Raw genomic sequence first — 26305 nt, forward strand, 5'->3', positions numbered from 1 at the left:
ATGGCTAAGCGAACAGACATCAACACTATTTTAATTATTGGCGCAGGCCCGATTGTTATTGGTCAAGCATGTGAATTTGATTATTCAGGCGCACAAGCCTGCAAAGCACTACGTGAAGAAGGCTATCGGGTTATTTTAGTGAATTCCAATCCTGCCACCATTATGACCGATCCTGAACTGGCAGATGCAACCTACGTTGAACCTATTCATTGGACAACGGTGAGCAAAATTATCGAACAAGAAAGACCCGATGCGATTTTACCCACAATGGGAGGACAAACTGCCCTTAACTGTGCTCTGGAACTTGAAAAACGCGGTATTTTAAAACAATTTAATGTTGAGATGATCGGTGCCACCGCTGACGCCATTGATAAAGCCGAAGATCGCAAACGTTTTGATCAAGCCATGAAAAAAATTGGTCTTGATACGGCTCGTTCGGGTATTGCCCATTCACTGACAGAAGCTTACACCGTACTCGAACAAGTAGGCTTTCCTTGCATTATTCGTCCTTCATTTACGATGGGCGGTACCGGTGGTGGAATTGCTTATAATACTCAAGAATTTGATGAAATTTGTACTCGAGGATTAGATTTATCACCAACGAAAGAACTACTGATTGATGAGTCATTGATCGGTTGGAAAGAGTACGAAATGGAAGTTGTGCGAGATAAAAATGATAACTGCATCATTGTCTGTTCAATTGAAAATGTTGACCCTATGGGCATTCATACCGGCGATTCCATTACTGTTGCCCCTGCTCAAACCTTGACAGATAAAGAGTATCAAATCATGCGTAATGCCTCGATAGCGGTACTTCGTGAAATTGGGGTAGAAACAGGCGGATCAAATGTTCAATTTTCGGTCGATCCCAAAACTGGACGCTTGATTGTCATTGAAATGAACCCACGGGTATCACGCTCATCCGCATTAGCGTCAAAAGCAACTGGTTTTCCTATCGCTAAAATCGCCGCAAAACTGGCAGTCGGTTATACTCTTGATGAACTCGCCAATGATATTACAGGCGGTAGAACACCGGCATCATTTGAGCCTTCGATCGACTATGTCGTCACTAAAATTCCACGTTTTAACTTTGAAAAATTTGCCGGTTGTAATGATCGCTTAACCACACAAATGAAATCAGTAGGTGAAGTCATGGCGATTGGGCGCACTTTTCAAGAATCATTGCAAAAAGCGCTACGAGGACTTGAAGTCGGTGCGTGTGGTTTTGATCCGAAAATTGACAATTATGATGATGAAAAAAACCTCAATAAAATACGTTATGAGCTACAAGAAGCCGGTTCTGAACGAATTTGGTATATTGCGGATGCCTTTAGAGCCGGTTTCAGTTTAGACGACGTCTTCACATTAACCAATATTGATCGCTGGTTTTTAGTGCAGATTGAAGAACTTATCAGCCTTGAAAACCAACTAAAATCGCAATCATTCGCTAGCTTTAATTCAGAATCATTACGGCAACTTAAGCGTAAAGGTTTTTCAGATTTACGAATCGCTAAACTGCTGAATGTTAAAGAGCAAGACGTTCGTGATCGACGAAACCAATACCATATTCATCCGGTTTATAAACGGGTTGATACTTGTGCAGCAGAATTCTCAACCGATACGGCTTATCTTTACTCAACCTATGAACAAGAGTGCGAAGCCAAACCACAATTTCATCGCCCCAAAATTATGATATTAGGCGGTGGACCTAATCGGATTGGGCAAGGTATTGAGTTTGATTACTGTTGCGTGCATGCAGCACTAGCATTACGTGAAGATGGTTATGAAACCATTATGGTTAACTGTAATCCTGAAACGGTATCAACTGATTATGATATTTCAGATCGACTCTATTTCGAGCCTGTCACATTGGAAGATGTGCTAGAAATTGCCTACGTTGAAAAGCCAAACGGTATAATCGTCCAATATGGTGGACAAACACCACTTAAATTGGCTCGAGCACTGGAAGCAGCAGGATTACCAATTATTGGTACTTCACCTGATGCAATCGATCAGGCTGAAGATCGTCAACGCTTTCAAGCCATTGTTGAAAAATTAAAGTTGAAACAGCCGGTTAATGCTACTGTAACTGATATTGAAGAAGCCGTCATTAAAGCCGAACAGATTGGCTATCCATTAGTGGTCAGACCCTCTTACGTGCTTGGCGGTCGGGCAATGGAGATTGTTTATAATGAATCCGATTTAAGGCGATATTTTAAAACTGCTATCAGCGAATCTAACAATGCGCCTGTATTGCTTGATCACTTTCTAGATGACGCAATTGAAGTTGATATTGATGTGATTGCCGACGGCGAACAAATTATGATCGGCGGCATTATGGAGCACATTGAGCAAGCGGGTATTCATTCAGGCGATTCCGCTTGTTCATTACCCACTTATACATTAAGTCCGGACATTTTAGACAAATTGCGCAAACAAGCCAAACAGTTAGCCTTGGAACTTAATGTTAAAGGTTTGATGAATGGGCAATTTGCCGTCAAAGATAATCAAATTTATTTGATTGAAATCAACCCTCGAGCTGCTCGCACCGTGCCATTCGTGTCGAAAGCAACAGGACTGCCACTTGCCAAAATTGCCGCTAGGGTCATGACAGGTCAAACACTTGCTAAACAAAATATGACCAGTGAGCTTATTCCACCTTATTACTCAGTAAAAGAAGTGGTTTTACCATTTAATAAATTTAGTGGCGTTGACCCAATTTTAGGGCCAGAAATGCGATCCACTGGTGAAGTAATGGGAATCGGTAAAACCTTTGCCGAAGCTTTTGCTAAAGCACAACTAGGTAGCTTATCGAATATGAAAAAATCGGGGAAAGCGCTCTTATCAGTTCGTGATCAAGACAAAACTCGCTTGTTAGCGATCGCTAAACGACTCATTGCGCATGGGTTTAGTATTGATGCCACTTTTGGCACTGCTAAAGCATTACAACAAGCCGGCATACCATGCCAAATGGTCAAAAAAGAAAACGAAGGACGCCCAAATATTCATGACCATATTAAAAACGGCGAATATAGCTATATTCTTAATACTACATCAGGGCGAGCAGCCATTGAAGCATCGAAAATTCTGCGTCGTAGTGCAATACAGTACAAAGTTCACTATGATACAACGATGAACGCCGCTTACGCCACCACGGTTGCATTAGACTGCGATCCAGCACAATATGTTGTTTCATTGCAAACACTTTACGCATAAATATTGGGTAAAAAGTAAGCCTATAAAATAAATAGTGACTGACATATGTGCTGAGAACAAGAAACCTTAATACTATTAAAATATAGTATTAAGGATATTTTTAAATGGTAGCGTTAATTTAATCTTTCCACATAAACATGAACCATGATATTGATTAGACATTTTTTTCCTTTCTTTCTTGAATAAATAACAATTACTCTAATATGAAATAAATAGCAGCCTAGCTTTTAATCAAAAAACAAAGTGATTTTTATCTAAAAAATTTAAGAAAAGGCGTACATTTTAGTAAAGAAAGTGTCTATTTATAGATAATGTGTTCAAAAATGGGGCAGTTACGCGAAAAAGGTATTGCTTTATTATTTTAATACTATAATATAGCGACCTCTTTGACGCGGGGTGGAGCAGCTTGGTAGCTCGTCGGGCTCATAACCCGAAGGTCGTTGGTTCAAATCCAGCCCCCGCAACCAATTCTTCAAGATTTCAGCTTTTTCTATCAGTTACACATTATGCCGATTTAGGTACTGCAAGTAACGTTGATACTGCCTCACTGATTCTTCTGGCAATATAGCTATTATTCATCGTATACAAATGGATACCATCAACATCTTGTGAAACAAGATCAACAATCTGATCAATAGCATAAGCAATCCCTGCATCACGAAACGCATCAGGATGATGTTCATATTTTTCCATCATCTGTTTAAACTTCTTCGGAAGATTAACCCCACACATCGATATCATGCGCTCAATTTGGTTTTTATTCGTCACCGGCATAATACCTGCTTCTATCGGTACGTTAATTCCCATATCATGTGCTTTATCTAAAAAAGTATAAAAATAGTCATTATCAAAAAAGAGCTGTGATATAAGTTGATCCGTTCCGGCATTGACCTTTTCTTTTAAATGTATCAAATCTTGTTTTAGGGTTGAGGTTTCAAGATGCCCTTCCGGATAACAAGCACCTATTACATTAAAATCCCCATTTTCTTTAATATATGAGACCAATTCACTGGCATAACGAAAATCATCTTTAGGCGCAATATTAGGATTAATATCGCCTCGTAAGGCAAGCACATTATCAATACCAGCACATTTAAGATCATGAAGAATTTTTTGCATTTCTGCTTTATCAAAACTAATACCGGGTAAATGGGCAACACTCTCAATACCATAAGTGTGTTTGACCGAGTGGGCAATATCAATAGTGGTTTGACCGTTCAAACTGCCACCAGCCCCATAAGTTACACTGATAAAATCAGGCTTAAAATAGCCAAGTTCGCGTAATGTGCTATAGATAGTCTCTAAAGGCGACGTTTTTTTAGGTGGAAACACTTCAAAAGAGAACACCGTTTTTTTATTAAAAAGTAAATTTGTTTTCATTTGTTTCATCCATTCGTGTGCCAACGATTGTCCTTACTGACATTTCCGCCGCTCAAAATCGGCGGCGGAATAATAAGGCTTAACAACGTTATTTAGCGTTACAAAAGCTTATCAATTGAGTGTTTTTCGAACTTCTAATGTTGCTTGAACTAAATGTTCTAAGCTTTCAACAACTTCTTTTTCGCCACGCGTTTTTAAACCACAATCTGGATTAATCCATAATTTTTGCTTTTCAATTTTAGCCAGTAACTTCTCAATCGTGGCTTTAATTTCGGCAACCGGTGGGACACGAGGTGAATGAATATCATAAACACCTGGCCCAACTTCTGTTTTAAAGTGATTAGCTTTAAGTACATCAATCAATTGCAGATTTGAACGAGAAGCTTCAAACGAAATCACATCAGCATCCATTGCATCAATATCTTTGATGATGTCAGCAAATTCGCTGTAACACATATGCGTATGAATTTGTGTATCAGCTTGTACTTTGCTGTGAACTAATCTAAATGCTGGAATAGCCCAATCTAAATATTCACTATTCCAATCCGCTTTACGTAGTGGTAATTTCTCTTTTAGCGCCGCCTCATCAATTTGGATAACTTTAATACCCGCCGCTTCAAGATCTAACACTTCATCACTGATTGCTAAACCAATTTGGAAGACTGATTCTTTTTGTGAAATATCTTCACGAGGGAACGACCAGTTAAGGATCGTGACTGGGCCGGTTAACATGCCTTTAACAGGTTTATCAGTGAGGCTTTGTGCGTACTGTGAATACTCAACAGTAATGGGTTTAGAGCGTGAAATATCACCCCAAACAATAGGTGGTTTAACACAACGAGTACCGTATGATTGCACCCATGCTTTTTCAGTAAAGACAAAACCATTTAAACTTTCGCCAAAATACTCGACCATATCATTACGTTCAAATTCACCATGAACTAACACATCAATACCAATCTTTTCTTGGAGCTTAATGCATTCTGCAATTTTTTGCTTATTAAACTCAGTATATTCATTCAAACAAATTTCACCTTTTTTGAATTTTGCTCGATTTAAACGAACATCAGGAGTTTGTGGGAATGAACCAATCGTTGTTGTTGGTAGAAGTGGCAAATTGAAGGCTTTTTTCTGTGCTGCTTCACGCACTGAAAACGCTGGCAAACGAGTAAAATCGGATTCTTTTAATGCAGCAACTTTCTGACGTACTGCTTGATTAGCGCCTTCACGTTCACGCGTAAATAACGTTTGATTAGCTTTAAACGCTGCATGATTTTCAGGTTGAGACTCGTTAACTAATAACCCCAGTTCAGCAAGTTCTTGAAGTTTTTCTTGAGCAAAAGCAAAATAAGCACGTTGTTGAATCGTTAACTTTGTTTCATTTTGCAATGTGTAAGGCACATGGAGTAAAGAACATGACGTATTGATCACCACTTTACCCGCTTTTTGTTTAATTTTAGTCACTAATGCCAATGTTTTTTGATAATTATTTTTCCAAATATTTTTACCATTAACCACACCAGCAAATAACACTTTATCAGACGGGAATCCATGATTTTCAAGTAATGCTAATGACTGCTTGCCTTCAACAAAATCCAGTCCAATACCATCAAATGGTAGCGCCACCAATTCTTTGTAGCAATCACGAACATCACCAAAATAGGTTTGTAACACGACTTTAGTTGTCCCTTTAACCGATAAGATCGCCTGATAAAGTTCAGTAAATAAAGCAATATCATCTTTATTTAAGTCAGTCACCAAAATTGGTTCATCAATTTGAATCCACTGTGCACCTAGTGTCGTAAATTTTTGAATGATGTCTTGATAAGCTTTAATAATATCAGCTTTAAAATCAACCAGTTTTTTATTTCCTAAATACTGTGCAAGTTTGAAAAATGTTAACGCACCAATAACAACTGGTTTAGTTTGTATACCAAGTGCTTTCGCTTCTTGATATTCATCAAAAGGCTTTGTGCCAGCTAATTTAATCTGTACTGAATCTTCAATTTCAGGTACTAAGTAGTGATAGTTGGTGTTAAACCACTTTTTCATTGCCAATGCACGAACATCACCTTTCTCACCTTGATAACCCCGTGCCATTGCAAAATAACGATCCAATTCCGGTAAACTTAAATCTTGGTAACGTTTTGGAATAACATTGAGTAAACAAGCGGTATCTAATACTGCATCATAAAACGAAAAATCATTTGAGGAGATAAAAGCAATGTTATGTGATGCTTGTTGTTGCAAATGCTCAGCACGTAGTGCTTTAGCGTCACTTAATAATTCAGTCTGGCTTTTATTGCCTTTAAAATAAGCTTCGGTAGCAAATTTAAGTTCACGAAGCTTACCAACACGAGGATATCCAATTACAGCAGTATTCATTTTTTGTTTTCCTTTCATCACATTTTTTAAGTAGCAAAAAAGATAACAAAAAAAACTGTTATTGAATAATTCTAGTTTTTTATTGATTGATATAGTTTTTTTCTATATCTAAACATCAAAAAAAATCCCTCTAACGTTATATTGTCAGAAGGATTTTAGTTAATTTTTTAGAAAAATGGACTATTTACGCCATTCACCACGAATAGGTCTTGAAAAATAAGCAAGTACGGCAATCATACAAATTTCAATCGACACACCCCAGTAGATATGTCCTAAAAATTCACTCCAAAGTTCATAACCATTTAAATTCCATAACCAACCTACTGTACCCTCTGGATCGTAAGCAGGATGACGGAAACCAAGTAGTGGAATTAAAAAGCCATGCATGGTGACGGTAATGATAATGCCGTAAAATGCACCATACCATAATCGGATTTTATTCCAAAAGTAGGCAATAAACACATAGACAAAAGCAAATGCAAAACTAAATAGCCAGTGATAAAGTGTCACTGCACCTGAAACGATAGCCGTTTGATAAGCATAATCAAGCGAGTGAGAATTAATACCTAACCAACCAAGCCATGCATCAATATGTGCTGCAGGAGGAGAAACTTCACCGGGTACACGAGGAGGCATGTTGACTTCTGAGCCCCATTTAACTAACGCACTAATGAATCCACCAATCAGAGTTGTCCAAATAATAATTTGACGATTTGTTTTATTTCCAAACATGTTAAATGTCCTTAATTATTGTTAAAATTTTCCAAATTATATTGCATAATAATTTAGGTTGAAAGAGGGTATAATAAGATTAATTCACAAGAAAATCTATTATAATAATTGGTAAAACTTGATCTAAAACTCATTTTACAAAGAAAAATATTCAATTTTTTCATATTTCATCGTAAATTCACGGGATTTTCGTTATTTAACTTTTATAAAAAACAAATGACAGTGGATATTCAAATCATCAATAAACACGAGTTTTCTTACAAAACACCATTAAACTGTATTTATTTACAGTATTTTTGTTGCTATACTGCTCATATTATCACTAGCCTTACTGATTAATTTTTTATGATAACTCAACTTACTATCAATAATTTTGCTATCATCGATCACCTGTTAGTTGACTTTACAACCGGGATGACTGCTATAACCGGTGAAACCGGAGCAGGGAAATCGATCGCTATTGATGCTTTAGGGCTCTGTTTAGGCAATCGTTCCGATGCTTCATCTATCCGTTTAGGTGCTGAACGTGTCGATATTTCAGCCAGCTTTGTGCTTGATGACACACCAGCCGCCTTTTCTTGGCTAACCGAAAATCAACTAGACGAAGGTAATGAATGTATATTACGACGAGTTATCAATCAAGATGGACGTTCAAAAGCCTTTATTAATGGTCGTGCTGTGCCCATATCCCAACTCAAAGAGTTAGGACAAATGTTAATCCAAATTCATGGACAACATGAACCCCAACGTCTTTTACGAGGTGAATATCAGCAGTTATTACTCAATCATTATATGAATGAGCCATCACTGCTCAATCAAATGCAGCAAGCTTATAAGCAATGGAAAGTAGCACGCCAGACTTATGAACAGTATCAAGCATCACGACAAGAACGTGAAGCACATGTTCAGTTATTACAATATCAACTTAAAGAGCTAAATGAATTTTCGCCTATTGAAGGGGAATACCAACAAATTGATGAAGAATACAAACGTTTATCGAATAGTGAACAGTTAATTCAGCTTAGCCAACAATCGGTGATGCTTTTAGATGAAGCTGATGAATACAATGTCAGTAATCTACTTGGTAGTGTTAAAAACAGTGTGCAGGAGTTATCCGAACTCGATCCAAATTTAAGTAACGTGTTTAACATGCTGGAAGAAGCCACTATCCAGATCAAAGAAGCCAGTTATGAACTGCGCCATTACAGCGAAAGTTTAGAGCTTGATCCAACGCGTGTCATGCAACTTGAACAACGGCTATCAAAGCAAATAGCGCTTGCCCGTAAACACCATGTTGCACCAGAGGCACTTCCTGAATTGCATCAGAATTTGCTTACCGAATTCAAACAGATTAATCAACAAGATGAACAAAGTGAACAACTAAAGGCAGATATTACCAAATATCATCAATTTGCACTTGAAATTGCCCAAAAATTACATCAAAAACGCTTAACGAGCAGTAAAGCATTAGCTAAAAAAGTCACGGCTATTATGCATGAATTATCTATGCCTAATGGACAATTTAGCATTGATATAACCTTTGATGAAACGCGTTTAAATGGAGACGGCGCCGATCAAGTTACTTTTTTAGTTACGACCAATGTCGGACAGCATGCCTTGCCCCTCGCCAAAGTGGCATCTGGCGGTGAATTATCACGTATTGCGCTAGCAATACAGGTTTTGACAGCTCAAAAAATGGATACACCGGCACTGATATTTGATGAAATCGATGTGGGCATTAGCGGCCCTACTGCTTCTAAAGTTGGGCAATTATTAAGACAACTTGGACAATCTACCCAAGTTATTACCGTTACTCACTTACCACAAGTTGCGGGACAAGCTAATCAACACTATTTTGTCAGTAAGCAAACTAACAGCAAACAGACATCAACTGATATGCAAAAATTAGACAATAATGGACGTTTAAATGAATTAGCCCGACTTTTAGGCGGAGATAAAATTACTGATGCAACATTAGCCAATGCGAAAGAGTTACTTATTATCTAAATGAATTGTGGTAATATAGTGATTTTGATTTGAAGGTGAAGGAAACTTGATCATGAATCTTTCTGGTAAACATATTTTATTAGGAATTACAGGAGGCATAGCTGCTTATAAATGCCCGGATCTTGTTCGCCATTTAAAAAAAGCGGGAGCGGACGTAAGAGTAATCGTCACTGACTCGGCTAGCCATTTTGTCACAACAATGACGTTACAAGCCGTTTCAGGTAATCCTGTTTCAACTGATTTATTTGATCCTTCTGCTGAACTCTCTATGAGCCATATTGAACTGGCAAAATGGACGGATTTAGTATTAATCGCCCCTGCAACAGCGAATATTATTGCTAAAATAGCCAATGGCATTGCCGATGACCTGCTATCAACGGTTTGTTTAGCAACATCAGCAAATATTGCGTTAGCACCAGCCATGAATCAACAGATGTATAAAGCAGCAGCAACCCAACATAATCTATCTGTACTAAGTAACCGAAATACATTCATTTTAGGTCCCGACGATGGTTTTCAAGCTTGCGGTGATTACGGCCCAGGACGAATGGTTGAACCTCAAGCAATTGTCGATCAAATTGAACGTTGTTTTTCAACTTCATCTGCATTATCAGGCATATCGCTAACCATCACGGCTGGCCCAACGATTGAAGAGTTAGATCCTGTTCGATATATTAGTAATTATAGTTCAGGAAAGATGGGATTTGCTATTGCTAAAGTTGCCGCTGATATGGGTGCAAAGGTAACCCTAATAAGTGGTCCGGTAAATTTAGATACGCCCAAAAATGTGAATCGAATTGATGTAAAAAGTGCAAATGAGATGTATAACGAAGCGTTAAAATTTGCTAAACAATCATCTATTTTTATCGGGTGTGCCGCCGTTGCCGACTATCGAGCAGAAACTATCGCCAAAAATAAAATTAAAAAGACAGATAATAGTAATGAATTATTGATTAAGTTAGTCAAAAATCCTGACATTATTGCGCATATTGCAGCGTTAAAAGAACAGCGCCCTTTTGTGGTTGGTTTTGCGGCTGAAACCGAAAATGTTAAAAATTATGCCTTAAAAAAATTAACAGCTAAAAACCTAGATTTGATTTGCGCTAATGATGTTTCTGATAAAAAAATTGGCTTTAATTCTGAGCAAAATGCATTAACACTTTATTGGCAAAATGGTGAACAAACATTACCATTAAGTAGTAAAAAACAATTAGCAACACAGTTACTTGAAGTTGTTATAACACGATATAAAGCGAGTCATGATGAAAAGAAAAATTGATATTAAAATATTAGATAAACGTTTAGGTAATGATTTTCCGCTTCCAACCTATGCAACCGAAGGATCGGCTGGCATTGATCTACGAGCAATGTTTGATAAAACAACCGAGATAAAACCCGGTGAAACCATTTTAACGCCAACAGGTTTATCCATGCATATTGCAGATCCGACTTTAGCGGCATTAGTTTTACCTCGATCAGGGTTAGGATCTAAAAATGGGATTGTACTTGGTAATTTAGTGGGTCTCATTGATTCAGATTACCAAGGTCAGTTATTTGTACCGGTATGGAACCGTAGTCAAACTCCATTTGTGATTGAAGCAGGTGATCGCATTGCCCAGTTAATTATTGTTCCTGTCATACAAGCAGAATTTAATATTGTTGATGAATTTACAGCGTCAGCACGCGGCGAAGGTGGATTTGGGCATTCGGGTAAAAAATGATTGTGAGCAGCAAAAATAAAAATAGGAAAGAAGATATACTGCAAGCTTTAGCCACCATGCTTGAATCTAATGAAGGTACCCAACGCATTACTACAGCAAAGTTAGCAGCAAGTGTTGGTGTATCAGAAGCTGCACTTTATCGACATTTTCCGAGTAAAACTAAAATGTTTGAAAGTTTAATTGTCTACATTGAAGATATTTTACTTTCTCGCATTAATGTCATTATGCAAGATGAGCTAAATACCTTTGTCCGTTTACAGTTAATTCTTGCATTAATATTGGGTTTTTCTGAAAAAAATCCCGGATTAACCAGAATTATGACTGGGCATGCCTTAATGTTTGAACAAGAGCAACTTCAAGAACGTATTAGTCAGCTATTTGAACGAATTGAAACTCAAATTAAGCAAGTATTACGTGAACGAAAAATTCGTGAAGGCGTTGCATTTACCACCGATGAGCGAATTTTATCCAGCCAATTATTAGCATTTTGTGAAGGGATGATGGTTCGCTATTCTCGTTCCGGCTTTAAATATTTACCAACCACCAATTTTGATACACGTTGGGCGTTATTAGCGAAACAATTAATTTAAACATATAAAATAATCTTTAACTAACTGCTCTATAATCTTTATTGAGGATAATATATGGATTTTGAAAATATTTTAAAGCAGATAGTCACACTTATTGATAAATATGACGGCGTAGTAATTGGTTATATTCTTCATTTCTGCTTTGCTATTATCATTTTTATCATTGGTCGAATTATTGCCAAGTTCATTAGCCGTCAGCTAAAACGCATATTAACCATTCGCCAAGTTGATCCTACCGTTGTAAAATTTGTTAGTGCTTTATCTTATTACGCCATTATCATAATGACATTAGTTGCCGTATTAGGGCAATTAGGTGTACAAACTGCATCAATTGTTGCTGTCATTGGTGCTGCCGGTTTAGCGGTCGGTTTAGCATTACAAGGTTCATTATCGAATTTCGCTGCCGGAGTAATTTTGATCATTTTCCGTCCGTTTAAAGTCGGCGAGACAGTGGTGATTAACAATCAAAGAGGAGTAATTGATTCAATTCAAATTTTCTCAACCTCAATTGTCACACCGACTAATGAAGTGGTTGTCATCCCGAATGGGCAAGTGGTAAGTGCCAATATTATTAATTATAGTCGTCTACCTGAAAGACGTTTAGATCTAGTGATTAATGTTGGTTATAACTCCGATATCCAGAAAGTTTATCAAGTACTTAATCAAGCGGTTAATCAAACCAGCAATATATTAACCACTAAAAAACCAATTATCCGTTTAGATGTACTTGATGCATCATCAATGAATTTTAATGTTTTAGTTTGGACACTAAACGAAAATTATGGCGCTTTGAAAGCGGAGTTACTCGAAAATATTAAAAACGCATTAACTGAGAATAATATTAATATTCCTTATCCAACAATGGATATCAATGTCACCACCAACCACTAATGAGTGAGTTGTTTTCTTTTACTTCCGTCGATCAACGTCGACGGAAATTGAAACAACCTCTTTTTCATATAAAATATCTTGATTCATATTTAAGGCTGGTTTGTCACAATCAGGGCATCCAACCACTTTCGCTGGCACACCGGCAACCGTTGTATGCTCAGGAACAGGCTCTAACACGACCGAACCAGCACCAATTTTTGCCCCTTTTCCGATTTCAATATTGCCTAATATCGTAGAGTGAGCCCCTATCATTACCCCTTCACGAATTTTAGGATGCCGATCACCGTTTTCTTTACCTGTACCACCTAAGGTCACAGATTGCAAAATCGATACATCATTTTCAATAACGACCGTTTCACCAATTACAATACCGGTTGCATGGTCAAACATCACACCACAGCCAATTTGGGCTGCTGGATGAATATCAACACCAAAAACAATGGCGATTTGACTTTGTAAAAAAATAGCCAACGACTTACGATCTTGTTTCCAAAGCCAATGGGCAATTCGATAAGCCTGTAACGATAAAAAGCCTTTGTAATAAAGTAACGGGGTCGAATAGTAGTTTGTTGCTGGATCGCGTACATAAACCGCTAAGATATCTGTCACAGCTGATTGAATAATCGTGGTATCTGCCTCATAAGCTTGCCTTGCAATTTCACGAATTTCAATTGCCGGCATTACTTGGGTAACGAGTTTATTCGCCAAAATATAACTTAATGCACTACCCAAGTTTTTATGATTAAGTAAAGTTGCATGGAAATAACTCGCTAACATTGGCTCGCTTTCAACTAATTGAGAAGCTTCCTGCCGAATGGTGTGCCATAACATATCTGCTTCAACCACTTTTTTCGTAATGTTCACAATGACGACCTATAAATATTAATCACAATAGTCAACATTGTTTCGCAAACTTATCAAGTAAGCAAGTGTTGTATTTTATTATCATCATTTAAATAGCAAAATGGAAACAATCTGTTTCCATATTTTTGACGATTTTTACGATGATAATGAAGATTCTAGCTTAGCTTTTTTTTCATCACACAAGGTAAATATAGCAATGACCAAAATCAATAGAACAATACCGGCAAGAGCATAAAATGTGGTTGAATATCCGGTAGTATCAAATAGTTTTCCGACTAACCATGAAAGCACAATAACCCCAATATTTGATGAGATATTAAAGCCAACTAAATATAATGTCGAAGACAATCTTTCATCAAAATTCGCAACAACATATTTAAATACGGCTAAAATAAATAATGGGGTTTCAATAGCATGAAAAAGTTTCACTAATGAAATTAAATACACATTATCTAATGTTGCTGATAATGCAATTCGGCAAATCATCACTAACGCTGCCACTAATAACGCTCTTTTAGCGCCAATTTTATAAATAATGTATGGAGCTAAAATCATACAGATAGCTTCTAAAAAAACTTGGAAAGAGTTCAAATAACCATATACTTTGTAACCCCATTCTTGTTGAGAAAAAAAAGTGGTATAGAAATTAGGAAATAATTGCTGATCGTAAATGGTATAAAAACTATTGGTTCCAATAATAAAGAAAACAAATAACCAAAACTTTTTCATGCCAAATAAGGACACTATTTCACTCATCGTTGGAATAGTTGATGTTTTTTCAACAACAAGATGGTTATCACTTTCTGGTGAGGACTCCGAATAATGTTTAGGTTTAAATAGGATATTAATGGTAAAAAAGATTGCTGCAACAGCCGATGCCATCCAAAAGTTAATATGCGGGTTTATACCAAATAAAATACCGGCAACAAAGGTTGCTGCGGCATAACCAAATGATCCCCAAAAACGAGCAGGACCAAATTCAAAACCAAATAATCGACTTATTCGCTCAATAAAAGAATCAACTAAAGCACATCCAGAGATAAACCCAGCGCTTAATACCGGCGCACCAATGCAAGCACCAAGAATAAAATCGTGTTTTAATAAGGGTTCATAGACATAAATCATAAATGGACCAATCAGCAACATCATAATACTTTGAAACGTAATAACTGCTTTACCGATCTGTAATTTATCTTGAATAATGCCATAAAAGATCATAAAAAACATAGCGGCGGCAGAGTTGGCTGCGTAAACAATTCCTAACTGCTCGCCCGATAATCCAATTGTACTTTTAAGCCATATGGCGTAAAAAGACCACCAAAGAGACCATGCTGCATAAAAGGTTATAAGATAACCTGATGAGAACCAATAATTTTTATTTTCTACCGTTTCTATCGTTTTCATATTTTAGTACTCTTATATTATGGAAGTTTAACGTTAACATGTTAATGTTAACATTATTGTCATAAATGAAACTAAATAGATAGAATCAGATATCATAAATGTTACATTCCTCACACTTTTTATCATTTTTATTTGTGGTATCATCACATTAAGTAATTACTAATTATTAACCTTTTAATGCTGAGCAAAAGGATTTAACTATGGCTTCACTTAAGGATGTCGCAAAGTTAGCATCGGTTTCATTGATGACTGTTTCGCGTGCAATCAATAATCCTGAAAAATTAAATAAAGAAACATATAAACGGGTAAAAAAAGCAATTGAACAACTCAATTATGTTCCCGATTTATCTGCACGAAAAATACGTGGTGATCATTCTGGTCCACATGCTATCGGTGTCTTAGCATTAGAAACCGCCACGACACCGTTTTCAGTTGAACTGCTACAAGCTATTGAACGAACAGCCCAGCAACATGGCTGGAATACGTTTATTGTCAATTTATTTGACGATAAAGACGCGAATCATGCCATTAACACGCTATTGTCTTATCGCCCTAATGGCATTATTTACACCACCATGGGACTAAGAAAAGTTGAGCTTCCTGAAAGATTACTTGGTAAAAATGTGGTGCTCGCCAACTGTATTAGTGATTCCGAACAATTAGCTTGTTATATTCCTGATGACTACTCGGGTCAATACCAAGCAATGCAGCAAGTCATTAATAAAGGTTATCAAAAACCGCTTTGTATCTATTTATCCGAACATACTTTAGCCGGTAGCATTAGACGTCAAGCAGCAGAACAAGCTTGGCTTGATGCAGGTAAAAATTTAGATGACCTAATTAGTTATCATACATCCACATCTCAAGGTAATCTTGCGCAAGAATATATGATGACAGTTGAAATATTAAAACAACACTGTGTTAGAAAACCTGAATTTGATGTATTAATTTGTGGTAATGATCGGATCGCTTTTGTTGCTTATCAATATTTATTAAGTAATGGTTTCCATATTCCTAACGATGTTGCTATTTTAGGCTATGATAATATGGTGGGTACTGGCGAGCTTTTTTATCCCTCTTTAACGACGGTACAGCTTCCCCATTATGAAATAGGCGAACAAGCAGCTTTACATATCATCACAGGTCAAACCCAAAAAACGGTAACACAAGTTGCATCAGCATTTTTACAACGCCAATCTTTATAGACACAGTGACAAACCCACCAGACGAGATGGTGGGTTAATGACTCATGATTGATAGATTGATTTTAATTGCCAGCTCTCTAATTTAATGATTTTAGCCTGCCCATTTTCTGCAAATAAATTCACCTTTCTTGTCGCAGGTAATTTCGGGTAAATACGACTAGACAAGCTATATAAATCCTTATTCACAAAAACTTCTACGGATGATGCATCAACATAAATATGTAAGCTTAACTTATCGGTTTTTGGTAATGGTACACTACGGTAACCTTTAAGCTCTAAACCAGAAAGACTTCTATCAAGTACAATGCGATTAGATTGTAAATCAATAAATAACAACGTTGCTTGTTTACCATCTTCAGTTGCTGCCAGTTGCAAGCCAAAACGTTCTGCATTACTTTCAGAGAGATCAATTTCGACATTAAGTTCACAACTAATTGATTCAATCGACGTATTTTTTAATTCACTACTCAGCAATATATTGGTTAATGATTGAGGTTTTTCACGTAATACTTCAAGTTCTTTAATCGGTCTGTTACGAACATTATTGTCTGCATCTAAGATCAATTCACGGGGTAAGGTAAATGCCCCCATCCATTTATCTTTTTTGCTCGGCATGACTGATTCCCACATATCCATCCAAGCAAAAATAATTCGACGTCCATCTGCTGCAAGAAACGATTGAGGGGCATAAAAATCATGACCAAAATCCATTTCTTGAAAAGGTTTAATAACAGAAAATTTTTGTCCTGGTTGCCAATCACCAACAATATAACCTGATTGAAACCGATTACGATATTGGTAACCTTTAGCTTTCATACCTTGCGGAGAAAACATTAAAATCCATTTGTCACCTAACGGAAAAAAATCAGGGCATTCAAGCATATAAACATCAGGATCGATATCACTTATCACAACATGATCAAATTGCCATTTTTTAAGATTTTGTGAGCGATACAGTAAAACTTTGCCCACATCGTTGCGATCTCGCTGGCCGACAACCATCCACCATATCCCATCTTGTTGCCAAACCTTGGGATCGCGAAAATGCATGATGCCATCTTCTGGCGTTAAAATCGTTCCCTGTTTTTCAAAATGAATACCGTCTTTACTGATAGCAAGGCATTGGGTTTGCCGAATTTGCTCATCGTTACCTTGACCATTTAACCAAATATGCCCCGTATAAATTAAATATAATTCGCCATCTTTTTCGACTGCCGAACCGGAAAAACAGCCACTTTTATCAAACTCTTGATCGGGTGCAATGGCTATGGGTAATCTTCGCCATGTCACTAAATCATCACTAACAGCGTGCCCCCAATGCATCGGTCCCCAGTTTTCATCATAAGGATGATGTTGATAAAAGGCATGATACTGCCCTTTAAAGTAAATCAAACCATTTGGATCGTTCATCCATCCCGATTGTGGTGCTAAATGAAAATGTGGGTAATACTGTTTATTCATGGTCGTTTCTAATTGCAAAACAGCTTGATTTGCTTTATCAATAGCAGTAGACATAAAATCCCCTTTGTTCATCCGATATCAGATTTATCTGATTATATGGTATATTAATTTAATTGTTAACGTTAACTATAGATAAATTAAGCGATAAAATATGTGATGAAAGTCACACATTTTTAACGTTAACAATGAATTTTTTTTGAAATGATTTAGTCTATGGCGAATGACTAATTATTAAACTTGGTTTAATCTGTATGTAGCAGACGATATCAATAAGAAATATCGTCAACCTATTTACAGACCTTAAACCCTATTAACCATATATTTTATCGAGTAATCAAATGAATAATACTAAAGTCTGGTCTCTTGGCGATGCGGTTATTGATTTATTGCCATTTGGCGAAATGAATTATCAAGCTTGTGCAGGGGGTGCACCTGCAAATGTTGCTATTGGCGTGGCTAAGTTAGGTCTTCCTTCGGCGTTTATCGGCCGTGTCGGTAATGATCCGTTTGGTCACTTTATGGAAAAAACATTCAAAGAATATCATGTTGACTGCCAAAGCCTTGAAAAAGATGATCTTCATCGAACCAGTACTGTCGTTGTCGATTTAGGTAAAAACGGCGAACGCAGCTTTACTTTTTTAGTCTCGCCGTCAGCCGATCAATTCCTTTCAAAACAAGCAATACCCCATTTTAATCAAGACATTTTACATTTTTGTTCTTTGGCATTAGTTGGACAAACTTGTCGACAAACACTTAAAACCGCTATTGAAGATCTGACCGCTAAACAGGGGTTAATTAGTTTTGACATTAATTTACGGGAGCAAATGTGGAAAGATAAAGACGAAATGCGCACCATTATTACGCAGTTTTGTCACGATACAGATATTCTTAAACTGTCTGATGAAGAGCTGTTTTGGTTGACAGAAAGTCAAGATTGGCATGAAGCATTAAATAAACTTCAGCAGCACTATAATGCTCCACTAAAATTGGTGACCAAAGGTCGAGATGGCAGTATTGTCGTATGGCAAGGTAAAACATTTTCGTTTGATTCCTACCATGTGAATAGTGTTGACACAACCGGAGCTGGCGATGCTTTTGTCGCAGGTTTGTTAAGTAGCATAGCGTCATCAGGAATGCCAGAAGATAAACTCATGCTAGAAAGCATGATGACCATTGCCAGTGCCTGTGGTGCTTTAGCCACAACTCAAAAAGGAGCTTTAACGGCACTTCCGGACAGCGCATTTTTACAATCATTTATTAGCGATAATCCCGCATTAACCGCTAAACAAATGGCGTAATGCAATGACTGAAAAAGAAAAAATGTTAGCTGGGTTATTGTATGATCCTGGTATCCATTTACTGGCTAACGATCGGCTTTACGCTCAAGATCTCTGCTTTCAACTCAATCAATTATCTCCTCTTGCCGAAAAACAGCGATATAAGCTGTTTCAAACGCTACTGGGAAAAACAGGAGAGCAGTTTACGATAATGCCGGGATTCCAATGTGATTACGGTTATAATATTGAAATTGGTGAAAACTTTTTCGCCAATTTTAATTGCATCATGCTTGATGCGGCTAAAATTACATTTGGTGATAATGTGCTTGTTGCACCTAATTGCGGCTTTTACACTTCAGGGCATCCACTGGATAGCCAAACACGATGCCGTGGTCTTGAGTTTGCAAAACCAATTACTATTGGTCACAACGTTTGGATTGGCGGTAATGTAATTATACTGCCAAATGTAACTATCGGTGATAATACCGTTATCGCAGCCGGAAGCATTGTTGATCGTGATATCCCTTCAAATGTGGTCGCCATGGGCGCACCCTGTCGAGAGTATAAAACGCTTTAATTCACCTTAACTGACTGTGCTCTAGCCCATATATCGATAGCCACAACGTCCTCAATAGTGGTTGGTTCAGGTAAAACAAGTTTATCTAATGTTGCCGATACGTGTTTGGCAATATCCATAAAACCAATTTTATTTTGCAAAAATGCTTCAACCGCCACTTCGTTGGCCGCATTAAGGGTCGTGGTTGCAGCTTGCCCTCGACAAGAAGCCTCAATGGCTAATTTTAAGCAAGGATAACGATTAAAATCAGGTGTATTAAACGTCAGTGATGACATTTGAGTAAAATCTAAATCAGGCACACCAGATGTGATACGTAATGGATAAGACATAGAATAAGCGATCGGTGTCCGCATATCAGGTACACCTAATTGAGCAATAACACTGCCATCTTGATAACGAACCATTGAATGAATAATTGATTGTGGATGGACAATGATTTCCATTTGCTCAGCACTGGCATTAAATAACCAACGTGCTTCAATATATTCTAAACCTTTATTCATCATCGTAGCGGAATCAACGGAAATCTTTTTTCCCATTGACCAATTAGGATGAGCAATCGCTTGTGCAGGTGACACCGAAGATAATTGATTGACTGCCCAATCTCGAAAAGGCCCCCCAGAGCCGGTTAACACGATTTTGGTCACACCATGATCAACCAAATTAGCAAACCCGAGATCATGCTGAATGGCGGTAGGCAGACTTTGAAAAATCGCATTATGTTCACTATCGACCGGTAACAGTTCAGCGCCATATCGCTTTACGGCTTGCATAAACAGATGTCCACAAGTAACCAAAGACTCTTTGTTAGCCAGTAAAATACGTTTTCCTTTTTCAATTGCAGCAAGCGTCGGTTTTAATCCTGCTGCGCCCACAATGGCAGCCATGACTTGGTGAACTTCGGGCAACTGTGCTAAATCACAAATAGCTTGTTCACCACTTAATACTTCAATATCCAATTTTAGATCAACAAGATTTGCTTTAAGCTGTTGTGCAGCTTGTTCACTTGCCATTGCCACATAGTGGGGTTTAAATTCTTGGCATTGTTCAGTCATTTTTTTTACATTACTGCCACCCACTAGCACATAAGCGTTAAATAATGTTGGATTTTGCCGAACGACCGCCAAAGTGCTACAGCCTATTGATCCTGTTGAACCTAAAATTGCGATGTTTTTCATAATTAATAAATTAAACCAATGTTATTTTCTTTAAAATATGAAACATATTCTAAATCAGGTACTTTGTCTGTCATTACCAAATTAAATTCATCAAGGTTACAAATAAAAGCTGGCTTAACTTGGTTAAACTTAGTGTGATCGACAATTAATATATTTTGATTAGATTTTTTCATGGCTTTATGCTTCATATTTAACTCATCAAAATGGTAACAAGTGGTACCTTGAGTTAAATCGATACCCGCTGCCGAAATAAAGGCTTTATTTGGGCAAACAACATCGAGCTGATTATCTGAACAAATACTGGTGAAAATTGCATTATTAAGTTGATAATGCCCACCACATAAAATGATTTTACACTTTGGCTTTTTTTGTAATGCCAGAAAGGAATTGAGCGAGTAGCAGATGGCAGTGAAAGAAATATCATCACTAATTTCATCAATGATAAATTGCATAGTCGTACCACAATCAAAAAAAATTGTATCGTTTTCATCAACAAATTGACTAACCAACTTACCAATATAACGTTTTTCAATTACTTGCTTATCTTGCTGATCAGACACAAAATATTGCGATATGGTATGACGTGCCTGATTAACCACATAACCGCCTAAAACAGCCAAACATGAGGAGTGATTATTAAGATCACGACGAATTGTCATTTCAGAAACACCAAGCATTTGTGCTGCTTGTTTTAAATGAATTTTATCGATTATTTTTAAATGTTCAATAAGTGCATTGACTCTTTTTTTGGGTTGTGTTTCCATTGCTATTCCATCTATAGCCATAAGCTACTGTATCAGTAGCTTATGAAGGATGAATTAATAACCGCTAGAGGAAGTTTTATCGCCTGATACAATCGCAATACCCGCGCTAGCGCCTAATCGATTTGCACCAGCATAAACCATTTTTTCAGCCGTTTGACGATCTCTAATGCCACCTGATGCTTTAACACCCATTTTATCACCGACTGTTTCACGCATCAATTTTACATCTTCAACCGTCGCACCAGATACACTAAAACCAGTCGATGTTTTTACAAAAGCAACACCAATTTCCTTGCAAATAGCACAAACTTTCACAATTTCTTCTTTAGTTAACAAGCAAGTTTCTAAAATGACTTTTAACGGAACTGCACCGCATGCTTTAAAAACAGCTTCAATATCCTTTTTCACTGCTTCCCAATCATTGCTTTTTAGCCAACCGACATTGATAACCATATCGATTTCTTCAGCACCTGATTTGACAGCCATTTCGGTTTCAAATGCTTTAGCCGATGTTAACATCGCACCAAGCGGAAAACCCACAACCGAACAAACCTTTACATCACTACCTTTTAATAAGCTAGCGACTAAAGGAACATAACCTGAATTAACACATACAGAATAAAAATGGTACTGCTTAGCTTCTTCGCATAATTTACGTATTTGATCTTCAGTCGCATTCATTGCGAGTAAAGTATGATCAATATACTTTGCATAACCCATAAAATGTCCTTTAATTATTGTTAATGATATCTAGTAAATATTGTTAGTAATGTTAGGATAATAACATTATATGACTATAGATGTTATTATCCTAACATTATATACTTAAATTATGATAATTAAAAACAAAACTCTGTGCTAACTACAGACAATTTAAACAGAAAAATTATTTAATAAAGACCCAGCTTTAATGAACCGTGATTTCTCCATATCAATATTGACAGGTCTTTTTCAAATGCATTCCAATATTTTGTTAGCAATTAAAATACAGTGGTTAACACTTCAGTAGTTTCCAACAGGTTAATAATCTTAAAGTAAAGTTCATCAGCATTAATTACTTTGTTTTCAAACTGACCAGAAAAATAATTAACAAATTGCTCATAATACAAATCTGAATATTGCCCGATTGCTGTCAAATACAATTAATTCAATTTTATTGCCTAAAAAATTTAACAGGCGTAGTAACACTAATTTTTAACAAGTTGATAGGATAGGTAAGAAATTGGGTAAGTAATGCGCACTCTAACAATACCCATTGATTTAGAATATTTAAGCATTATTCACTAAATGCAAATCAAAACTTTAAAAGCTAATGATATAAATAAAATAAAAAAAAGCCTAGTTAAATCAACTAAGCTTTTCAAACAAAGAATTAAAATTCCATTAACTCTTTTTCTTTGTCAACAAGTACAGCATCTAATTTTTTAATAGCTGCGTCAGTTGCTTTTTGAATAAAATCTTGTGATTTACGTTCATCATCTTCTGATATTTGTTTATCTTTTAATAATGCTTTGACTTGATCATTCGCATCACGACGAATATTACGAATTGACACACGACCTTGTTCTGCTTCGTTACGAACAATTTTCGTTAAATCACGACGACGTTCTTCTGTTAGTGGTGGCAATGGTACTCGAATAACCGTACCTGCCGACGCTGGATTGAGCCCTAAATCAGAAGATAAAATTGCTTTTTCAATCATTGGTGTTAATGATTTATCAAATACGGTGATAGCCAATGTTCTTGCATCTTCAGCCACCACATTTGCTAATTGACGAAGCGGCGTTGGGCTACCATAGTATTCAACCATAATACCGTCTAATAAGTTTGGCGATGCCCGTCCTGTTCTAATCTTAGAAATATGAGTTTGAAACGCATCTATACTTTTTTCCATGCGCACTTGCGCTTCTTTTTGAATCTCATTTAGCATAATAAAAACCTTATATTGAATAAATAAGACTAACAGCTTACTGTTGCCTGATTATTAATTAATGTCCCTTCGGGTTCACCTAAAATCACTCGACGTAATGCACCTGGTTTATTCATGTTAAAGACACAAATCGGCAGGTTATGATCACGTGCTAACGTAAACGCAGCTAAATCCATTACTTTTAATTCATCATCAAGCACTTTTTCATAATTTAATGTTTTATAAAGTGTTGCATTTGGATCTTTAACAGGATCAGCCGAATAAACACCATCAACTTTTGTTGCTTTTAACACCACATCTGCTTCAATTTCGATACCACGTAAACACGCTGCTGAGTCAGTTGTAAAAAAAGGATTACCTGTTCCTGCTGAAAGAATAACCACTTTACCATGACGAAGCAAGCTAATTGCTTCTGTCCAGCGGTAATCGTCACATACTCCATTAAGTGGAATAGCTGACATTAAACGCGCATTAACCTCAATTCGATGCAACGCATCACGCATTGCAAGACCATTCATTACCGTTGCTAGCATCCCCATATGATCACCAACAACACGATTCATACCGGCTTTTGCAAGACCAGCGCCACGAAATAGATTACCGCCCCCAATAACAACAGCAACTTGAACATTCATTTCAATAAGTTCTTTAATTTCTTGCGCCATGCGGTCAAGAACGGTGGGATCAATACCAAAACCTTCATCGCCTTGTAGTGCTTCACCACTGAGTTTAAGAAGAATACGTTTATAGAAAGGGGTTACCATATGAAGTCTCACTATTTCGTTATTTAATTACCTGACAAGCTAAAAATGGCTAGCTAGCAATAATTTAAAAAAATTTGTAGATAAACAAAACCGCCTTGACGGCGGTTTTTTACGAAACAATTAAGATTGTTTCGACATCGCAGCAACTTCGGCTGCAAAATCAACTTCCACTTTTTCAATGCCTTCACCCACTTCAAAACGGATGAAAGAAGCAACAGTCGCTTTTTTCTCAGCCAGTAAATCACCAACAGTCTTACTTGGATCCATAACAAATGGTTGACCAGTAAGTGAAACTTCACCAGTAAATTTACGCATACGGCCTTCAACCATTTTTTCAGCGATTTCACGTGGTTTACCTGATTGCATTGCAATTTCGATTTGAATATTGCGCTCATGTTCAACAACATCAGCTGGAACATCGCTTGGGCTAACATATTCTGGTTTGCTTGCAGCAATGTGCATTGCAATATGTTTAACTAATTCTTCATCACAACCACTGTTTGCAGCAACTAATACACCGATACGTGCACCATGTTGGTAACTACCAACTACATCACCTGAAATTTGTTGAATACGACGAATACCGATGTTTTCACCGATTTTTGCAACTAGTGCTGTACGTTCTTCTTCAAATTTTGCTTGTAACGCAGCAAGATCAGTAATGCTTTCGTTCAATGCTGCAGTAGCAACTTTTTCGCTAAACTCTAAGAAACCTGCATCTTTAGCAACAAAGTCTGTTTCGCAGTTGATTTCTAAAATTACACCCGATTTTTTATCCGCAGAAATCTTAGAAATAATTACACCTTCAGCCGCTACACGACCTGCTTTTTTAGCCGCTTTTGCTTGACCTGATTTACGCATATTGTCGATAGCAACTTCGATATCACCATTTGCTTCAACTAATGCTTTTTTACATTCCATCATACCTGCGCCAGTTCTTTCACGCAGTTCTTTTACCATAGAAGCGGTAACTTCAGCCATTTTTAAATCCTCTATTTAACCATTGTGATGATTTTCATTAGAATGGGTCGATTATTTATATTATCGACCCTGAAAATATTTGAGTTTATTACTCTGCTGCTGGAGCTTCTTCAACAAAGCTTTCTTCAGATACTGGAGATTGATTTTGTTCACGACCAGCACGAACGGCTTCCGCAACTGCATTTGCATATAATTGAATTGCACGAATTGCGTCATCATTACCTGGAACGATGTAATCAATACCATCTGGATCTGAGTTGGTATCAACAACAGCAACGACTGGAATACCTAAATTGTTAGCTTCTTTGATAGCGATATGTTCATGGTCTGCGCCAATAACAAAAATCACATCGGGTAAGCCACCCATATTTTTAATTCCACCCAAGCTATTTTCTAATTTAGCCATTTCACGAGCACGCATTAGTGCTTCTTTTTTGGTTAATTTGTCAAATGTACCATCACTAGCTTGTGTTTCTAAATCTTTAAGACGTTTGATTGATTGACGTACTGTTTTCCAGTTAGTCAACATACCACCTAACCAACGGTGATTAACATAGTATTGTCCACAGCTTTCAGCGGCTTGTTTAATCGCTTCGCTTGCTGCTCGTTTTGTACCAACAAATAAAATTTTACCTTTACGTGCAGCCACTTTGTTTAATTCAGCTAATGCTTCGTTAAACATTGGTACTGTTTTTTCAAGGTTGATAATGTGAACTTTGTTACGCGCACCAAAAATAAATGGTTTCATTTTTGGGTTCCAATAACGGGTTTGGTGTCCAAAGTGTACACCTGCTTGTAACATATCGCGCATTGATACTGTAGTCATGATTTCCTCATTTTGACGTTGGGGTTATGCCTCCACATATCCGCTTTAACCGACCTTATTGCATAAAACAAAAGGCACCCCGGAAAAGAGTAATGATATGTGTGTGTTATAACGTTAATTAAAGTTTAAAATTTGTACTTACTTTCACAACG

At 37.1% G+C, this 26305-nt stretch carries 22 protein-coding genes and 1 tRNA gene; 10 read left to right on the forward strand and 13 right to left on the reverse strand.

The window, feature by feature from the left end; genetic code table 11:
- Both carB and ACGH6P_RS04050 read left to right on the forward strand, forming a co-directional pair.
- Entirely contained in the window at positions 1-3216 is a 3216-nt protein-coding gene (gene carB / locus ACGH6P_RS04045) for a carbamoyl-phosphate synthase large subunit (protein WP_411596765.1), read from the forward strand.
- 390 nt (positions 3217-3606) lie between these two features.
- Positions 3607-3683 (forward strand) — tRNA-Met (locus ACGH6P_RS04050).
- A gap of 37 nt (positions 3684-3720) precedes the next feature.
- On the opposite strand, the gene metF is transcribed toward ACGH6P_RS04050, so the two are convergent.
- The 3 genes from metF to ACGH6P_RS04065 all read right to left on the reverse strand — a co-directional run bounded on the left by metF (position 3721) and on the right by ACGH6P_RS04065 (position 7713).
- On the reverse strand, positions 3721-4596 hold the full coding sequence (gene metF, locus ACGH6P_RS04055) for a methylenetetrahydrofolate reductase [NAD(P)H] (RefSeq protein WP_411596766.1): 876 nt from the start codon (positions 4594-4596) through the stop codon (positions 3721-3723).
- Positions 4597-4707: 111 nt separating this feature from the next.
- Positions 4708-6981 (reverse strand): 5-methyltetrahydropteroyltriglutamate--homocysteine S-methyltransferase, encoded by a 2274-nt coding sequence (gene metE, locus ACGH6P_RS04060; RefSeq protein WP_411596767.1) that lies wholly within the window; start codon positions 6979-6981, stop codon positions 4708-4710.
- Between the two features lie 180 nt (positions 6982-7161).
- Positions 7162-7713 (reverse strand): YagU family protein, encoded by a 552-nt coding sequence (locus ACGH6P_RS04065; protein WP_065558486.1) that lies wholly within the window; start codon positions 7711-7713, stop codon positions 7162-7164.
- Between the two features lie 345 nt (positions 7714-8058).
- Between ACGH6P_RS04065 and recN the strand changes: the two genes are divergently transcribed.
- From recN to ACGH6P_RS04090, 5 genes are read left to right on the forward strand one after another with little or no spacing between them, the layout of a single operon-like run.
- Entirely contained in the window at positions 8059-9720 is a 1662-nt protein-coding gene (gene recN / locus ACGH6P_RS04070; RefSeq protein WP_411596768.1) for a DNA repair protein RecN, read from the forward strand.
- A 52-nt stretch (positions 9721-9772) separates the two neighbouring features.
- Positions 9773-10999, forward strand: a complete 1227-nt coding sequence (gene coaBC, locus ACGH6P_RS04075; RefSeq protein WP_411596769.1) for a bifunctional phosphopantothenoylcysteine decarboxylase/phosphopantothenate--cysteine ligase CoaBC — start codon at positions 9773-9775, stop codon at positions 10997-10999.
- A complete protein-coding gene (gene dut / locus ACGH6P_RS04080) occupies positions 10983-11441 on the forward strand; it encodes a dUTP diphosphatase (protein ID WP_065558484.1) in 459 nt (152 codons plus the stop codon). The genes coaBC and dut overlap by 17 nt, the downstream gene beginning before the upstream one ends.
- Positions 11438-12031: a nucleoid occlusion factor SlmA gene (gene slmA / locus ACGH6P_RS04085; protein WP_065558483.1), complete on the forward strand. Its 594-nt coding sequence runs from the start codon at positions 11438-11440 to the stop codon at positions 12029-12031. The genes dut and slmA overlap by 4 nt, the downstream gene beginning before the upstream one ends.
- 54 nt (positions 12032-12085) lie before the next feature.
- A complete protein-coding gene (locus tag ACGH6P_RS04090) occupies positions 12086-12922 on the forward strand; it encodes a mechanosensitive ion channel domain-containing protein (protein ID WP_411596770.1) in 837 nt (278 codons plus the stop codon).
- A gap of 18 nt (positions 12923-12940) precedes the next feature.
- On the opposite strand, the gene cysE is transcribed toward ACGH6P_RS04090, so the two are convergent.
- Positions 12941-13753, reverse strand: a complete 813-nt coding sequence (cysE, locus tag ACGH6P_RS04095) for a serine O-acetyltransferase (protein ID WP_411589693.1) — start codon at positions 13751-13753, stop codon at positions 12941-12943.
- 168 nt (positions 13754-13921) lie between these two features.
- On the reverse strand, positions 13922-15190 hold the full coding sequence (locus ACGH6P_RS04100) for an oligosaccharide MFS transporter (RefSeq protein ID WP_411596771.1): 1269 nt from the start codon (positions 15188-15190) through the stop codon (positions 13922-13924).
- Between the two features lie 200 nt (positions 15191-15390).
- On the opposite strand from ACGH6P_RS04100, the gene ACGH6P_RS04105 reads away from it, so the two are divergent.
- Positions 15391-16395 carry a LacI family DNA-binding transcriptional regulator gene (locus ACGH6P_RS04105; protein WP_411596772.1) on the forward strand — a complete coding sequence of 335 codons (1005 nt, stop codon included), beginning with the start codon at positions 15391-15393 and terminating at the stop codon, positions 16393-16395.
- 42 nt (positions 16396-16437) lie between these two features.
- Here the strand turns inward: ACGH6P_RS04105 and ACGH6P_RS04110 are convergent, their stop codons facing one another.
- Positions 16438-17910, reverse strand: coding sequence for a glycoside hydrolase family 32 protein (locus ACGH6P_RS04110; RefSeq protein ID WP_411596773.1), 1473 nt, complete (start codon positions 17908-17910; stop codon positions 16438-16440).
- A 284-nt stretch (positions 17911-18194) separates the two neighbouring features.
- On the opposite strand from ACGH6P_RS04110, the gene ACGH6P_RS04115 reads away from it, so the two are divergent.
- Positions 18195-19154 (forward strand): aminoimidazole riboside kinase, encoded by a 960-nt coding sequence (locus ACGH6P_RS04115; protein WP_411596774.1) that lies wholly within the window; start codon positions 18195-18197, stop codon positions 19152-19154.
- A 4-nt stretch (positions 19155-19158) separates the two neighbouring features.
- Positions 19159-19710 carry a sugar O-acetyltransferase gene (locus tag ACGH6P_RS04120; protein WP_411596775.1) on the forward strand — a complete coding sequence of 184 codons (552 nt, stop codon included), beginning with the start codon at positions 19159-19161 and terminating at the stop codon, positions 19708-19710.
- On the opposite strand, the gene ispC is transcribed toward ACGH6P_RS04120, so the two are convergent.
- The 7 genes from ispC to rpsB all read right to left on the reverse strand — a co-directional run bounded on the left by ispC (position 19707) and on the right by rpsB (position 26153).
- The gene (gene ispC, locus ACGH6P_RS04125) at positions 19707-20888 is read right to left on the reverse strand and encodes a 1-deoxy-D-xylulose-5-phosphate reductoisomerase (protein WP_411596776.1); all 1182 of its coding nucleotides are present in this window, start codon (positions 20886-20888) and stop codon (positions 19707-19709) included. The genes ACGH6P_RS04120 and ispC overlap by 4 nt on opposite strands.
- Before the next feature lie 2 nt (positions 20889-20890).
- Positions 20891-21652, reverse strand: coding sequence for a DNA-binding transcriptional repressor DeoR (gene deoR / locus ACGH6P_RS04130; protein WP_267359017.1), 762 nt, complete (start codon positions 21650-21652; stop codon positions 20891-20893).
- A gap of 54 nt (positions 21653-21706) precedes the next feature.
- Positions 21707-22372 carry a deoxyribose-phosphate aldolase gene (gene deoC / locus ACGH6P_RS04135; RefSeq protein ID WP_220216240.1) on the reverse strand — a complete coding sequence of 222 codons (666 nt, stop codon included), beginning with the start codon at positions 22370-22372 and terminating at the stop codon, positions 21707-21709.
- Between the two features lie 652 nt (positions 22373-23024).
- Positions 23025-23582 (reverse strand): ribosome recycling factor, encoded by a 558-nt coding sequence (gene frr / locus ACGH6P_RS04140; RefSeq protein WP_065558475.1) that lies wholly within the window; start codon positions 23580-23582, stop codon positions 23025-23027.
- Positions 23583-23611: 29 nt separating this feature from the next.
- Complete coding sequence (gene pyrH / locus ACGH6P_RS04145) at positions 23612-24346, reverse strand: UMP kinase (RefSeq protein ID WP_065633747.1); 735 nt, start codon at positions 24344-24346, stop codon at positions 23612-23614.
- 120 nt (positions 24347-24466) lie between these two features.
- Positions 24467-25327 carry a translation elongation factor Ts gene (tsf, locus tag ACGH6P_RS04150; RefSeq protein ID WP_411596778.1) on the reverse strand — a complete coding sequence of 287 codons (861 nt, stop codon included), beginning with the start codon at positions 25325-25327 and terminating at the stop codon, positions 24467-24469.
- A gap of 88 nt (positions 25328-25415) precedes the next feature.
- Positions 25416-26153: a 30S ribosomal protein S2 gene (rpsB, locus tag ACGH6P_RS04155; RefSeq protein WP_065558472.1), complete on the reverse strand. Its 738-nt coding sequence runs from the start codon at positions 26151-26153 to the stop codon at positions 25416-25418.
- Positions 26154-26305: the final 152 nt, after the last annotated feature.

This window comes from Gilliamella sp. CG25 (assembly GCF_046635705.1).
GTDB classification, from domain to species: Bacteria; Pseudomonadota; Gammaproteobacteria; order Enterobacterales; family Orbaceae; genus Gilliamella; species Gilliamella apicola_I.

What these genes read in the sequence shown, in the direction of transcription:
- carB (WP_411596765.1), top strand. Translation starts at nt 1, where the DNA reads ATGGCTAAGCGAACAGACATCAACACTATTTTAATTATTGGCGCAGGC.
- metF (WP_411596766.1), bottom strand. Translation starts at nt 4,596, where the DNA reads ATGAAAACAAATTTACTTTTTAATAAAAAAACGGTGTTCTCTTTTGAA.
- metE (WP_411596767.1), bottom strand. Translation starts at nt 6,981, where the DNA reads ATGAATACTGCTGTAATTGGATATCCTCGTGTTGGTAAGCTTCGTGAA.
- ACGH6P_RS04065 (WP_065558486.1), bottom strand. Translation starts at nt 7,713, where the DNA reads ATGTTTGGAAATAAAACAAATCGTCAAATTATTATTTGGACAACTCTG.
- recN (WP_411596768.1), top strand. Translation starts at nt 8,059, where the DNA reads ATGATAACTCAACTTACTATCAATAATTTTGCTATCATCGATCACCTG.
- coaBC (WP_411596769.1), top strand. Translation starts at nt 9,773, where the DNA reads ATGAATCTTTCTGGTAAACATATTTTATTAGGAATTACAGGAGGCATA.
- dut (WP_065558484.1), top strand. Translation starts at nt 10,983, where the DNA reads ATGAAAAGAAAAATTGATATTAAAATATTAGATAAACGTTTAGGTAAT.
- slmA (WP_065558483.1), top strand. Translation starts at nt 11,438, where the DNA reads ATGATTGTGAGCAGCAAAAATAAAAATAGGAAAGAAGATATACTGCAA.
- ACGH6P_RS04090 (WP_411596770.1), top strand. Translation starts at nt 12,086, where the DNA reads ATGGATTTTGAAAATATTTTAAAGCAGATAGTCACACTTATTGATAAA.
- cysE (WP_411589693.1), bottom strand. Translation starts at nt 13,753, where the DNA reads ATGTTATGGCACACCATTCGGCAGGAAGCTTCTCAATTAGTTGAAAGC.
- ACGH6P_RS04100 (WP_411596771.1), bottom strand. Translation starts at nt 15,190, where the DNA reads ATGAAAACGATAGAAACGGTAGAAAATAAAAATTATTGGTTCTCATCA.
- ACGH6P_RS04105 (WP_411596772.1), top strand. Translation starts at nt 15,391, where the DNA reads ATGGCTTCACTTAAGGATGTCGCAAAGTTAGCATCGGTTTCATTGATG.
- ACGH6P_RS04110 (WP_411596773.1), bottom strand. Translation starts at nt 17,910, where the DNA reads ATGTCTACTGCTATTGATAAAGCAAATCAAGCTGTTTTGCAATTAGAA.
- ACGH6P_RS04115 (WP_411596774.1), top strand. Translation starts at nt 18,195, where the DNA reads ATGAATAATACTAAAGTCTGGTCTCTTGGCGATGCGGTTATTGATTTA.
- ACGH6P_RS04120 (WP_411596775.1), top strand. Translation starts at nt 19,159, where the DNA reads ATGACTGAAAAAGAAAAAATGTTAGCTGGGTTATTGTATGATCCTGGT.
- ispC (WP_411596776.1), bottom strand. Translation starts at nt 20,888, where the DNA reads ATGAAAAACATCGCAATTTTAGGTTCAACAGGATCAATAGGCTGTAGC.
- deoR (WP_267359017.1), bottom strand. Translation starts at nt 21,652, where the DNA reads ATGGAAACACAACCCAAAAAAAGAGTCAATGCACTTATTGAACATTTA.
- deoC (WP_220216240.1), bottom strand. Translation starts at nt 22,372, where the DNA reads ATGGGTTATGCAAAGTATATTGATCATACTTTACTCGCAATGAATGCG.
- frr (WP_065558475.1), bottom strand. Translation starts at nt 23,582, where the DNA reads ATGCTAAATGAGATTCAAAAAGAAGCGCAAGTGCGCATGGAAAAAAGT.
- pyrH (WP_065633747.1), bottom strand. Translation starts at nt 24,346, where the DNA reads ATGGTAACCCCTTTCTATAAACGTATTCTTCTTAAACTCAGTGGTGAA.
- tsf (WP_411596778.1), bottom strand. Translation starts at nt 25,327, where the DNA reads ATGGCTGAAGTTACCGCTTCTATGGTAAAAGAACTGCGTGAAAGAACT.
- rpsB (WP_065558472.1), bottom strand. Translation starts at nt 26,153, where the DNA reads ATGACTACAGTATCAATGCGCGATATGTTACAAGCAGGTGTACACTTT.